The sequence below is a fragment of the Allofrancisella frigidaquae genome (assembly GCF_012222825.1).
GTDB lineage: Bacteria > Pseudomonadota > Gammaproteobacteria > Francisellales > Francisellaceae > Francisella > Francisella frigidaquae.
Window position 1 is genome coordinate 1,488,438 of sequence record NZ_CP038017.1, and the last position, 13,204, is coordinate 1,501,641.

The following is a 13,204-nucleotide window of genomic DNA, read 5'->3' on the forward strand; positions in this document are numbered from 1 at the left end:
TTAAAACACAAACTAAGATTTAGGACGCTTTGTACCATACTTAGAACGGCCATGCTTACGATTATTAACACCTGAAGTGTCTAAAGCACCCCTAACAATATGGTAACGAACACCTGGCAAGTCTTTAACCCTACCACCTCTGATTAGCACTACACTGTGCTCCTGTAGGTTGTGACCTTCACCACCAATGTAACTTGTTACCTCAAAACCACTCGTTAATCTCACACGAGCAACTTTTCTAAGTGCTGAGTTAGGCTTCTTAGGAGTTGTAGTATAAACCCTTGTACACACACCCCTTCTTTGAGGACAAGCCTTCAACGCAGGAACCTTAGACTTAACAACCGATCTCTTGCGAGGGTTGTTCACCAACTGATTTATAGTTGCCATTAGTTATTATTCTCCGTTTTTTTATTATCAGTTTTAAATTTTATGTAAATTCTTAATCCCACTTTTACACAAAAATGGCATTAGACGACAATAATAACAAAAAAACAAATAAAATAAAAGAAAAATCCTACTCTTTTGCAGTACCAAAAACTGACTTAAAAGCCAGATACAAATAGTTACACATAGAATAAATTGTCAGAATGACTGCTATGTATAACATTAAAAACCCCAAAAATATAAACCAAGTATTAAAACTTGCATAATCCACTTGATAGTCAAAATTTATAGCAGGCTTGATAAGGAATATAAATAATGCTGCCATTTGTGCCGTGGTTTTAACTTTGCCCCAGCATCCAACCTTAACGACGCTACGCTGACCCAATTCCGCCATCCACTCACGTAAAGCTGAAACAACTATCTCTCTACATATCATTATAATAGCAGGAATAGTCGCCCACCAATAAGGGTACATCTCAATAAATAAACATAATGCTGTAGCAACAATTAACTTATCTGCAACTGGATCAAGAAATGCTCCTAATTTACTAGTTTGCTGCCACCTACGTGCTAAATACCCATCCAACCAATCAGTAGCTGCTCCAAACAAAAACAAAGTTGCTGTAATACCATGATGGTGAGGAAATTCAAAGTAATAGCAAATTACTATAAAAGGTATTAAAACTAAACGTCCAAAAGTTAAGATGTTAGGAATATTAAAAAACATATCTACACTCCCGTATGACCAAAGCCACCATCTGCCCTACTTGTCACATTAGAAAACTCTTCAACTAGTTCAAATCTTGCCTGCACAACTGGCACGATAACAAGCTGAGCAAACCTCATTAGGGGCTCAATCTCTATAGTTTCTTGGGACCTATTAAAACAAGAAACCTTTAGCTCACCCTGATAATCGGAATCTATAAGTCCCGTCCCATTACCCAAAACCAACCCCTTTTTATGACCCAATCCAGATCTAGGAAGGATCAAGGCTGCATAGCCAGGGTTTGCTATATTTATCGCCACACCCGTACCTATAAGCTTGCATTCGCCCGGCTTTAGAAAAACCTTTTCTTTAATACAAGCACTTAAATCAACTGCTGCTGAACCTTCCGTTCCATACGCCGGCGCCTCTTTTATATTTTCTTTATCCAAAATTTTAATCTGTATTTTCATAACAAAAGCACCTTATATAACAAAAACTCCAACCAAATAACCCAGCAATACAAATAATGGCAGCGCTGGCATATAACCATCTAATCTATCAAGTATCCCACCGTGTCCCGGTAAAATATTGCCACTATCTTTTACACCAGCAATACGCTTCATCATACTTTCAAAGACATCGCCTATGACAGATACTGCAGCAACAACAGCTAAAACCACAACCATAAATAAATACTGCACAACGCTCAAATCCATAAAGAACAAAAATACTACCGCAACAACGATTGCACCTATAAGCCCACCCAATAAACCTTCTATTGTTTTATTTGGACTTAAGCGTGGTAACATCTTTTTCTTACCAATAGCTTTACCAGTAAAATAAGCCACACTATCAGCCGCAGCAATTACCAGTATAAACATAAATATCCAAGCCACACCATTACTATGCAACACGTACAAACTTGCACAAAAAGGAGAAACAACAAAAAGTCCCATAAAAAGCATCTGGTTAGTAGTTAGAGTATCTATTTTTTGTCTTTCATACTGATTTAACTTAAATATTGCATATAGCCAAAACAATGGAAATAAAAATTGCAAATATACAAAGAAACTAGAAACCAAAAACGTTGTCGCAGAAAACACTATTAAATTTCTCACCATATCATCTTCTGGGGTTTTTGCAAGCTTCAGCCATTCATAGGCTGCCAGTATAGACACCAAAAAAACTCCCACACCAAATAAATAATCCGATGCGCAAAGTAAAAAACCAAACACAATCGTAACTAATACTATACCTGTTAATATTCTCTCTTTCATACTATCCTCTTATCTATAAAAAAACCTTAAATATGCTCTAAACTCTTGCCAAATCTTCGCTGACGGGAATGAAAATAATCTACCGCTTGTTGCATTTCCTTTTTGGAAAAATCTGGCCACATCACATCCGTAAAATACATTTCAGCATATGCTAATTGCCACAACATAAAATCACTAAGCCTAACCTCTCCACTGGTGCGAATAAGCAAATCTATAGGCAGCGTTCCACCAATTAAGTATTTTTCAAAAGAATTGCTATCTAGATCATCTGGAGATAAACCACTTAAAACCACATCTTTAGCAAAAGCTTTTGCTGCATTTACAATATCCCAACTGCCTGAGTAATCAATAGCTATCCTAAGTTCTAGACCTGTATTGCCTTTGGTTAGATCCTCACTTTGAACTATCTTTTCCAGCAATTTTTTAGACAATCTTGATCTATCACCAACTACTTTAAGGACAATGTTATTTTTATCAAGCTTTGGAGCTTTATCTTTCAGTGTTTTATAAAAAAGATCCATCAAATCCGAAACCTCTTGAGGCGGTCTAGACCAATTATCGCGACCAAAAGCAAATAAGGTAAGCACTTGTATAGAATTCTCAACACAATACTCTATCACAGCATCAACACTTGCTATTGAACTCTTATGACCAAAAACCCTTGGCTTAAGCTTTTTTCTTGCCCACCTACCATTACCGTCCATAATTATGGCAACATGTTTTAGAGCGCTATTCTCAGCCAAAGTCATAAATATATTTTGTTAACATGATGTATTGACTAAATAATAAGAAAGAACAGTTGCAAATACAAGCTTTATTCAGGAATTAAGAATTTAAACAGACATTAAGTCTTGTTCTTTTTTAGCTGCCATAGCGTCAGCTTGAGCTACCATTTTATCAGTAAGCTTCTGGATACTATCTTCTGCTCTTTTAGCTTCATCTTCTGTAATTTGCTTTTCTTTAAGCAGCTCTTTGATATCGCCGTTAGCGTCACGACGAATATTTCTAATAGAAATTCTGCCGTTTTCTGTCTCTGATTTAACAAGCTTAACAAGCTCTTTTCTTCTCTCCTCATTTAAAGCTGGCATTGGAATTCTAAGACTATCACCTAAATTAGCTGGGTTAAGCCCAAGATCAGAAGTCAAAATAGCTTTTTCAATTTTAGAAGCCAATCCTTTTTCCCAAGGTGCAATCCCCAACGTTCTGGCATCTAAAACAGTTATATTAGCAGCCTGTGAAATTGGTGTTTCAACACCATAGTAATCTATAGTGATATGAGCCAAAATGTCAGGATGTGCTCTTCCTGTTCTAATTTTTGCTAAATCATCCGCTAAAACATCTAGTGATTTAGTCATTCTAGCTTCTGCATCCCTTATAACGTCATTTATCATAAAATTTTCCTTAATTTAAAGTTACCCAAGTACCATACTTAGAATCAGTTACAGCATCAAGTAAAGCATATGGCTGACCTAAGTCAAATACGTAAATAGGTATATTAAAATCTCTACACTGAGTAAAAGCTCCTAAATCCATTACACACAACTCCTCACGCACAACCTCTTCAAAGCTAACTCTCTCAAAACGTTTAGCATTTGGATGCTTATTCGGGTCTTTATCATAAATACCATCAACTGTAGTGGCCTTAAGTAATGCATCTGCATTTATCTCAATAGCCCTAAGGCTAGCTGAACTATCTGTAGTAACAAAAGGGTTACCAGTTCCACCAGCAAATATAACTATCTTACCAGCATCTAATGCTTGATTATACTCATGTGCACTAGCAACCTTAAGTAGCCCATCAACACCTCTTGCAGAGAAAACATCAACTTCTAAACCCTCTGACATAAGCATATCACGTAATGCCAAAGCATTTATCATAGTTGCTATCATACCCATAGAATCAGCTGTAGTTCTTCTAATTTTATCGCCAAAGTTAGCTCTACCACCACGTAAGATATTACCCCCTCCGACAACTATAGCTAACCCAACGCCTAGCTGGATAAGAATTTTAATCTGATTTAAAATAGGCTGTGCAGCTTCAACGCTTATACCAAAACCATGATCTGTAGATAAAGACTCTCCACTAAGTTTGAGCAAAATGCGCTTAAACTTCGGAGTTATTTTAGAATATTCTGACGAATCGCTAGACATAAAAATTAACCTTTGATTTGGTTCATTACCTCTGTTGCGAAATCTTCTTCTTTTTTCTCGATACCTTCGCCAACGTCTAAACGGATAAAGCCAAGCACTCTTGCACCCTTATCTTTAACTAGTTTTTCAACCTTGATACTAGGATCCTTCACGAAAGCTTGACCTAAAAGAGCAACCTCATCTAAGAATTTACGAATTCTTCCTTCAATCATTTTTTCAATGATCTCCATAGGCTTACCACTTTCTTTTGCTTGAGCCGTGAAAATTTCTTTTTCTTTAGCCACAACATCAGCAGGAACTTCATCACCTGAAACAACCATAGGGTTTACAGCAGCAACATGCATAGCTATATCTTTAGCAAGCTCTTCATCACCACCTTCTAGAGCAACTACAACACCTATTTTACCACTATGAACATATGATCCTAATGTAGGAGCCTCTATAGTTTTTACTCTACGAACTTGAATATTTTCACCAATTTTTGCAATTAGTGATTTTCTTGCTTCTTCTACTGTTTCTTTATGCACGGAAAGCTTAGCAGTTAAAACTTCTTCTATATTCTGCGCGTTTGCAGTATGAGCAGCCTTAACAGCTTCTTTAGCAAAAGTTTTAAAACTTTCATCTCTAGCAACAAAGTCTGTTTCTGAATTAATCTCAAGTAGTATTGCTTTACCATCAGCAGCATAAGCTTCTATAACACCTTCAGCAGCAATACGAGACGCCTTCTTATCAGCTTTTGCCTGACCAGAAATTCTCATTTCTTCAGCAGCTTTTTCAATATCCCCATTTGTAGCAACAAGAGCTTTCTTACACTCCATCATGCCTGCACCTGTTCTTTCTCTAAGTTCCTTTACTAATTTAGCAGAAATATTTGACATTGCTTTAGCTCCTATCAGTCTTCTTTTGCTTCTGTAGTTTCTTCAGTCTTTGCTGCTATAGCTCTATCTAAACCTTGAGCGTCGATAATAGCATCGGCAAACTTACTCATATAAAAAGATATTGATTTAACCGCATCATCATTACCTGGAATAATGTAGTCAATACCTTCTGGATTAGAGTTTGTATCTACTACAGCTACAACTTTGATACCTAACTTTTTAGCTTCTTGGATAGCAATGTGCTCCTTATTACTATCGATAACCACGATAGCATCAGGAATACCACCCATTTCTTTGATACCACCAAGGACTTTCTCTAACTTTTCGATAGTTCTTAAGTTCTGTAACATTTCTTTTTTAGTTAAAGATTCTAAAGTACCATCTTCTCTCATTTTTTCTAACTGAGCTAACCTTTTGATAGATTGTCTAACAGTTTTATAGTTAGTAAGCATCCCGCCTAACCATCTGTGACTTACATATGGCATACCACATCTTTTAGCTTCAGCTTCAACTATTGATTGCGCTTGTCTTTTAGTACCAACAAAAAGTACTTTACCGCCATTAGCTACTGTTTTACCAATAAAATTTACAGCATCTTGAAAAAGTGGAACTGTTTTTTCTAAGTTGATAATATGAACCCCATGATTAATACCGAAAATATATTCGTTCATTTGCGGGTTCCAGAAAGCTTTTTTGTGTCCAAAATGCACACCAGCTGATAACATATCTTTCATTAATGACATTTGTTTTTCCTCTTTTGGGTTATTATCTAGCATCTAAACTATTTCAAATATCCTAAGACACCCCTTGAAATAGACTATAATTTAACAGATGCTTGATTTATTAAATTAAATACATACCTGCTTAAAAATACATTCAAGCTCGCCTATCATATCACAACTTAACTAAAAATTACAAAGCTATTTGGCTATTTAATTATTGTGTAAAATGCTACAATACCAAACATATTTTTAAAAAAACCTGAGATCCAAAATGATTTCTCTAATTGTTGCTTACGATAAAAACTTTGGAATCGGTAAAAAAAACTCTTTGGCTTGGAAGCTTTCTGAAGATTTAAAGAATTTTAAAAAAATAACCGAGAATAACTATATTGTAATGGGAAGAAAAACTTTTGAGTCTATCGGGAGACCCCTACCAAATCGTAAGAATATAATTTTAACTAGAGATAAAAACTACAAGCAAGATAACTGCTTAATTATTCATAGCGTAGAAGAAATAATCAATTTCTCACAAGCTAAACCTCATTATGAAATATTTATAATTGGTGGTGCTCAAATATATAAAGAATTTATAAATCTAGCTAATAGATTGTATATCACTGAAGTTGATACACAGATTAAAGATCTTGATGCATTTTTCCCCAAGTGGGATGAATCAAAATATAAACGCATAGGTCAAAAACAATACCTGAAAGATGATAAAAATGAGTTTGATTTTACATTTAATGTGTTTGAAAAAAATATAGCTGATTAAAAAAACTCCTCCAGTATAAACCTAAAAAACACTATTTAATTATAAGCCTCTATTAGCTATACTCATTTTTACTTTTATTTTTATAAGAAAAACTATCTTATATGTATAACAAAGAATTTCAAACAACCGCTTATATCTCGTTAATATATAGTTTCAGAATGATAGGACTATTTATAATATTCCCCATATTTAGCCTGTATATTGACGATCTACAATATGCTACCCCTTTTCTAATAGGCTTAGCACTGGGCATATATGGACTAACTCAAGCTATGCTACAAATTGTTTTAAGCATACTATCTGACCGCTTTGGTCGCAAACCTATAATAATGTTTGGATTAATACTTTTAATTATAGGAAGTATCATATCAGCTTATTCAACCAGTATTTATGGAATTATAATAGGTAGAGCTATTCAAGGAGCTGGAGCAATTGGCAGCACACTTACAGCGCTAGTTGCTGATACGACTAAAGAAGAAAATCGTCTTAAAGCAATGTCTATGATTGGACTATCTATTGGATTTTCTTTTATAGTGGCGATGATGCTTAGCTCTATTTTAAATAGCATTATCGGATTATCAGGAATTTTTTGGCTAACTGCTATATTTGGTGTAGCTGGAATATTTATGCTAACCAAAATTCCAACTCCTAAAACTCCTAGTTTCCACCATGAAGCTAAGACAGTGTTTAGACTAATCAAAGATGTAATCATTCACCAAGAACTGTTACGCCTTAACTACGGTATATTTAGTTTACACGCCATCTTAACGGCTCTTTTTATAATAATTCCAACTATCTTAACAAATATTTTACAAATCCCAACCAACTACCAATGGATAATATACTTGCCTGTTTTAATAATATCATTTTTCATGATGTTCCCATTTGTTATGATTGCTGAAGTTAAACGTAAAATGAGGAAGTATTTTATATTAGCAATAGCTCTACTGGCAATATGTTTAACAAGCCTAGTGTTTGGATATAGTCAAACTCTTGTAGTAAGTACTATACTTATCTTCTTTTTTGCAGCTTTTACTTTCTTAGAATCATGCTTACCATCATTAGTATCTAAAATTGCCCCTGCTGGCAGTAAGGGCACTGCTATGGGGATTTTCTCCAGTTGTCAGTTTTTCGGTATTTTTATAGGAGGTACTTTAGGAGGAATTATTTTTCATCACTTTGGAATCCTAGGAGTATTAGTACTTTGTATCCTATTAGCGCTTTCATGGTTAATAATTTCTCTAGTTATGGCTGAACCAACTTACTTAAACTCAAAAATTTATAAACTAAACTGCCATGTATCTGAAATCAAAGATCAATTAGAAAAATTTCTCCTTAAAGAAAAAGGTGTTTATGAGTCAATAGTTTGTCCAGATGAGGAAACAATTTACCTAAAAATAGATAAAAAAGAATTTAACGAGAGCTCATTTACTCATAAGTTACAAAGAGAATTTAATTGCCAACTCATTAATCCATAACCACAAAATACTGTGCTCATAAAGCTTATTTTCTTAAATTAAACTATACCAATTTGGTATACTCAAACCATTGAAAATAAAGGCTTTGAGTGAAATTTATTTTTTTGATTTTGTTAACTATTGTGTTACAATTTGAGCGTACTTTTTTAACCTAAGCTAGGGTGAGGTTGGTAACCACATGCAAGCTTAGGTTTTTAGGTTAGAAAAAGTGACTACAACCAAGCTAAGCCTATTTTTTCTTCCTCCAATTTTTAATAAAAAATCAATTTATTTGATTATTACTTCAATGAATGACTAAGGAGAAAACAATATGTTACCAACGCTTATGTCTGTAGACCTTGCAAGATGGCAGTTTGGTCTAACGGCATCATTTCACTTCTTATTTGTACCTTTAACATTAGGTTTAACGTGGATCATATTCACTATGGAGCTTATGTATATAAGAACAGGAAAGGAAGTTTACAAAGACATGGTAAAGTTTTGGGGTAAATTACTCGGAATAAACTTTGCCTTAGGTATCATTACAGGACTTACTATGGAGTTTGAATTTGGTACTAACTGGTCTTACTACTCTCAATCCGTAGGTGATATTTTTGGTACACCTCTAGCTATCGAAGGGCTTGCTGCATTTATGCTTGAGTCGACTTTTGCTGGGTTGTTTTTCTTTGGCTGGGATAAGCTATCAAAAAGACAGCATTTATTAGCTACTTTTTGTATGGCTATAGGATCAAGCTTCTCAGCTCTTTTAATCTTAGTAGCAAACGGGTACATGCAACACCCTGTTGGTTCTGAGTTTGTAGCGTCAACTATGAGAATGGAAACTGTTAGTTTATTAGATGTATTTTTAAATCATACTGCTCAAACCAACTTTGGTCATGTAATGACTGCTGGTTATACTACTGCAGCAATGTTTGTTGTAGGAATTAGTGCATACTATATAATTAGAGGTCGCGATCTAGCTTTTGCTAAAAGATCTCTAGGTATAGGACTTGGCTTTGGCTTAGTGACATGTATCGTTGCGATACTTTTTGGTGATGCAAACGGTGTTGATGTTTTTAAAGTACAACCATTAAAAATGGCTGCTATCGAAGCAGAATGGGAAACATCAAAGGCTCCTGCTGCATTTAATGCTGTAGCTTTACCAAGCCAAAAAGAACAAAAAAACAATTACGCTGTCGAAATTCCAGCTGTATTGGGATTGATAGCAACTCACTCTACAGATGTACAAATCCCTGGCGTTAAAGCAATATTATACGGGAAAATGACAGCTAATGGCTCTAGAGATCCAAACTTTGCTTACTACAGAAATATAAAAACTGGCATAACTGCTGGTGTTTCTCCGGAAGAAGCCGCTGCTAACCCAAGTATTTATGAAAAAGTCCCTTCTGCTTTAGTAATGATAAAACAAGGTGGTTTAGCTTATGCAGATCTTCTAAAATGGAGAGAATCTGGTCACAACGATGATAAACCAAACAGTAACTATAAATATTACAATAACCCTGAATATCAAAGATATATCGGTTTTGGTAAAATGTTAACACAAGCAGCTACAGAAAAATATGGTGTAGCTGATTCTACAACTATCGCTAAAGCTGCTAATGACTCAGAGCTAGTTAAATCAGTTGCTACAAACATGGTTCCTGACGTTGCTAGTGTTTTTTGGAGTTTCAGGGTAATGGTATTTATAGGGTTCTTTATGTTTGGGTTGATAATAGTTGGTCTAATCTTACTAATTAGAAACATTCTAACTAGCAACGCCTTTACTAGGTTTACTTTAAGGATTATGACATGGTCAATACCTTTACCATTTATAGCATGTTTAGCAGGATGGTATGTAACAGAACATGGACGCCAACCTTGGACAGTATACAATGAATTACCTACTAGTATTAGCTCATCTGCTTTAACTTCTATAGATATAGCAACATCTATGGCGATCTTCTTACTAATAGATACTGCTTTATTTGCTGTATTACTATTTTTAATGTTCAAATATGCCAAACTTGGCCCTAGTTCACTAGGAACTGGTAAATATCATTTTGAACAAAACAAACAAGATAAATAAGGAGAGGTAAATAAATGTTATTAGATATTTTACAAGTTATCTCTTGGCTAGTTGTAGGAGTTTTGATATTTTTAGTAGCTGCTACAGTTGGTTTTGATTTTGGTGTAGGAATTCTAGCTAAATTTGTAGGCAAAGATGACTATGAAAAAAGAGCTATTATAAACATTGTTGGTCCTACTTGGGATGGAAGCCAGGTTTGGTTTATCACAGCAGGAGGAGCAATTTTTGCAATATGGCCTCAAGTATATGCTACTAGTTTCTCTGGCTTATATATTGCGATTTTAGTGGTGTTATGGGGATTATTCCTAAGACCGCCAGCTTTTGAATACAGAAAAAAAGTCAATAACCAAAAATGGAAGAATTTCTGGGACTGGATGCTAGTTTTAGGTAGTGTAATTCCTATTGTTGTAATGGGAGTTGCTATTGGTAATTTGTATCTAGGGTTTCCTATAGCTTATGATGACACAGCAAGATTAACTTATGGTACAATAGTGAATGGACAATACCAATCTATGTGGATTACGTTGCTTCACCTATTATCACCTTTTGCTTTGTTATTTGGTGTATTTGCTTTAATCATGACTCTTATGCATGGTTCAGCTTACGCAAAATTAAGAACCGCGGGTACATTAAGAGATAGATTTAGAAAAGTAACTAACGTATCAGCTATGACTTATATACTAATATTTATAATAGCTGGTATCTGGATTACTTTTATCCCTGGTTATCAATATACCCCAAATGCAAACTTAGTAAATATGTCTGATGCTCTGCATCACCCTTTCACATCTGGTACTGTATCTACTAACGATTCTTGGTATTATAATTTTAACCATGCACATATTTGGATGTGGTTTGCTCCGATATTAGCTGTAGTTGGTGCCTTGCTTGTAATTAAATTTAACAAACAAGATAAAGATGGATTTGCGTTTCTAGCAAGTACGGCTTCTATATTAGGTGCTATATTAACTGTTGGATTTACACTATTCCCATTTATCATGGTATCTAATGTTGGTGTGCATCAATATAGCTTAACAATCTGGAACGCTAGTAGTAGTCAAACTTCTTTAATAGGTATTTTGTGTGCTGCAGTGATAATCCTACCCATCATCTTTAGCTATACATTCTTTGTGTATAAAAAAATGTGGGCTAATGGTCGCAGAACAACTGCCGAAGAAATTAAAGCTAATTCTTTAGAAATGTACTAAATAAAGGAGAAAATATATGTATTATTTAGCATGGATAATATCAGCGTTTTTAGCAACTAGTGCTGGCTGCTACGTTGCTAGCAAGATAGATAAAAAAAGAGAAATAGAAAAATAATATTTTTTAACTCTTAAACTATTTCCCAAACACCTCCCACCTGCTTTATTCTCTTAAGACCACTAACAGTGGCTGTTACGTTAAAACTAGGGTGGTCTATTCCTAATTTCCCTCCACTTAATACTCCTTGTCTTGCTGTGACAGGCTGGAGTAAATTTGCCTGACGTGGCGCATAATGATTACTATGCATGAGCTTCATCGCTTGCATGAAAACATTATCATCAGCTCCAGACCCTTTAAAAGTATTAAAATAAGGAGAGGTGTTCGTAATACCATACCCTTTAAAGGTTCCTGCACCAAAAGTTTGATATTCTTTCTTAAAGTTAGTATCACCAGAAACTCTGACTATAATCCTTTCTTCATCGCAATAAACTGGTAAATTAAGCGTGGCAGGATTCCAGAAATTAGGATAGATAACACCTTTGCAAGACTGGCCATTCCTAATCTTTTGGCATACCTCATCCTTAATATGATAAAAAACTTTGTTAGGGTTATCCTTTAATTTATTTGGAATATGAGCGATCAATTCTATAAACACATATATTTTGTTTGGAAATAGTGTGTCTATGAACCTGGATTCTATAGCTATAAAACTAGTCTTAATATTATCAACCTGGGTTTCTATAATGTTATGTTTTGTCCAACCTTCACAATCTATACGTTCATAAGAGGTCATGCTTTGTCTGCTATCACTATTTTTAATGGTAGCAAATTTGCTGAAAGTATATTCATTCATATTAGGCTTAACCTTGATTCTATCAGGAAGCAGATCTGGATTAGTCTCAATGAAAACAATATTTTCTGGGGTATTGTGACTGTGAAAAAGAGTATTCAGCAGGCTTTCAATACCAGCTAAATTTTTTTGTTCAATTAACACGGGTTTTGTAAGGCTACTATTAAATGGCATATTAACTCGCGGAGTTTCTAATCTCCTATTCTTAATATCTAATACACTAGAATCTTTTTTTTCAAATTTGCCCCAACTGCTATTAGCGAAGTTTGGAACCGCTTCAGTACTTACTACCCCTATTGAAACTTCACAATCTCTAGATTGAGGACTATTGCTTATAAGAGATTGGTCAAAAGAGTTGCCTAAGTGTTGGCGATTCCATGCCGTCATAGGACGACTTGTTATATTTATACCGTCATGTTCTTCTACAATACTATCTGTAGAATATTGCCTATGTAAATTTAATGTTTGTTGATGGGGTCTAGTAGCAAACTGGGAACTTTTAATTCCTGTTGTCATTTTTTTAGAAGGAAAATATTTATTAAGTGTTTTCTTATGAAAGGAAGCTTTATTTTTATTATTTTTATTATTTCCATTACTTCTTGTTTCCACCATACAATACGTCCTCCGTTGTGATGTTATCTCATCAAATTGATAGTACAAATTAAGGATGCTTTTTCATAGAAGGTGAATTTGATAAGGTATAGATGGTTTTTGA

15 protein-coding genes are annotated in these 13,204 nt (G+C 34.7%); 5 read left to right on the top strand and 10 right to left on the bottom strand.

The window, feature by feature from the left end; translation table 11 throughout:
- Positions 1–12 precede the first annotated feature (12 nt).
- From rpsL to rpsB, 9 genes are all read right to left on the bottom strand, one after another.
- Entirely contained in the window at positions 13–387 is a 375-nt protein-coding gene (gene rpsL / locus E3E15_RS07045; protein ID WP_003035357.1) for a 30S ribosomal protein S12, read from the bottom strand.
- Between the two features lie 127 nt (positions 388–514).
- A complete protein-coding gene (gene pgsA, locus E3E15_RS07050; protein ID WP_133941958.1) occupies positions 515–1,111 on the bottom strand; it encodes a CDP-diacylglycerol--glycerol-3-phosphate 3-phosphatidyltransferase in 597 nt (198 codons plus the stop codon).
- Positions 1,112–1,113: 2 nt separating this feature from the next.
- Complete coding sequence (dut, locus tag E3E15_RS07055; protein WP_172107091.1) at positions 1,114–1,560, bottom strand: dUTP diphosphatase; 447 nt, start codon at positions 1,558–1,560, stop codon at positions 1,114–1,116.
- A gap of 12 nt (positions 1,561–1,572) precedes the next feature.
- Positions 1,573–2,367 carry a phosphatidate cytidylyltransferase gene (locus tag E3E15_RS07060; RefSeq protein ID WP_035720306.1) on the bottom strand — a complete coding sequence of 265 codons (795 nt, stop codon included), beginning with the start codon at positions 2,365–2,367 and terminating at the stop codon, positions 1,573–1,575.
- A 26-nt stretch (positions 2,368–2,393) separates the two neighbouring features.
- The gene (gene uppS / locus E3E15_RS07065; protein ID WP_172107092.1) at positions 2,394–3,116 is read right to left on the bottom strand and encodes a polyprenyl diphosphate synthase; all 723 of its coding nucleotides are present in this window, start codon (positions 3,114–3,116) and stop codon (positions 2,394–2,396) included.
- An 84-nt stretch (positions 3,117–3,200) separates the two neighbouring features.
- Positions 3,201–3,758, bottom strand: coding sequence for a ribosome recycling factor (gene frr / locus E3E15_RS07070; RefSeq protein ID WP_172107093.1), 558 nt, complete (start codon positions 3,756–3,758; stop codon positions 3,201–3,203).
- 10 nt (positions 3,759–3,768) lie between these two features.
- On the bottom strand, positions 3,769–4,518 hold the full coding sequence (pyrH, locus tag E3E15_RS07075) for a UMP kinase (protein WP_172107094.1): 750 nt from the start codon (positions 4,516–4,518) through the stop codon (positions 3,769–3,771).
- A 5-nt stretch (positions 4,519–4,523) separates the two neighbouring features.
- A complete protein-coding gene (gene tsf / locus E3E15_RS07080; protein ID WP_035720311.1) occupies positions 4,524–5,396 on the bottom strand; it encodes a translation elongation factor Ts in 873 nt (290 codons plus the stop codon).
- A gap of 14 nt (positions 5,397–5,410) precedes the next feature.
- Positions 5,411–6,139, bottom strand: a complete 729-nt coding sequence (gene rpsB, locus E3E15_RS07085; RefSeq protein ID WP_172107095.1) for a 30S ribosomal protein S2 — start codon at positions 6,137–6,139, stop codon at positions 5,411–5,413.
- 250 nt (positions 6,140–6,389) lie between these two features.
- Between rpsB and E3E15_RS07090 the strand changes: the two genes are divergently transcribed.
- The 5 genes from E3E15_RS07090 (at position 6,390) to E3E15_RS07110 (ending at position 11,756) form a co-directional block, all read left to right on the top strand.
- Positions 6,390–6,890, top strand: coding sequence for a dihydrofolate reductase (locus tag E3E15_RS07090; protein ID WP_172107096.1), 501 nt, complete (start codon positions 6,390–6,392; stop codon positions 6,888–6,890).
- A 101-nt stretch (positions 6,891–6,991) separates the two neighbouring features.
- On the top strand, positions 6,992–8,368 hold the full coding sequence (locus E3E15_RS07095; RefSeq protein WP_172107097.1) for an MFS transporter: 1,377 nt from the start codon (positions 6,992–6,994) through the stop codon (positions 8,366–8,368).
- Between the two features lie 310 nt (positions 8,369–8,678).
- Positions 8,679–10,433 carry a cytochrome ubiquinol oxidase subunit I gene (locus E3E15_RS07100; protein WP_172107098.1) on the top strand — a complete coding sequence of 585 codons (1,755 nt, stop codon included), beginning with the start codon at positions 8,679–8,681 and terminating at the stop codon, positions 10,431–10,433.
- Positions 10,434–10,447: 14 nt separating this feature from the next.
- Complete coding sequence (gene cydB / locus E3E15_RS07105; RefSeq protein ID WP_172107099.1) at positions 10,448–11,641, top strand: cytochrome d ubiquinol oxidase subunit II; 1,194 nt, start codon at positions 10,448–10,450, stop codon at positions 11,639–11,641.
- Positions 11,642–11,657: 16 nt separating this feature from the next.
- The gene (locus E3E15_RS07110) at positions 11,658–11,756 is read left to right on the top strand and encodes a cytochrome bd oxidase small subunit, CydX/CbdX family (RefSeq protein ID WP_081835929.1); all 99 of its coding nucleotides are present in this window, start codon (positions 11,658–11,660) and stop codon (positions 11,754–11,756) included.
- 13 nt (positions 11,757–11,769) lie between these two features.
- On the opposite strand, the gene E3E15_RS07115 is transcribed toward E3E15_RS07110, so the two are convergent.
- The gene (locus E3E15_RS07115; protein ID WP_172107100.1) at positions 11,770–13,101 is read right to left on the bottom strand and encodes a hypothetical protein; all 1,332 of its coding nucleotides are present in this window, start codon (positions 13,099–13,101) and stop codon (positions 11,770–11,772) included.
- Between the last annotated feature and the right edge of the window lie 103 nt (positions 13,102–13,204).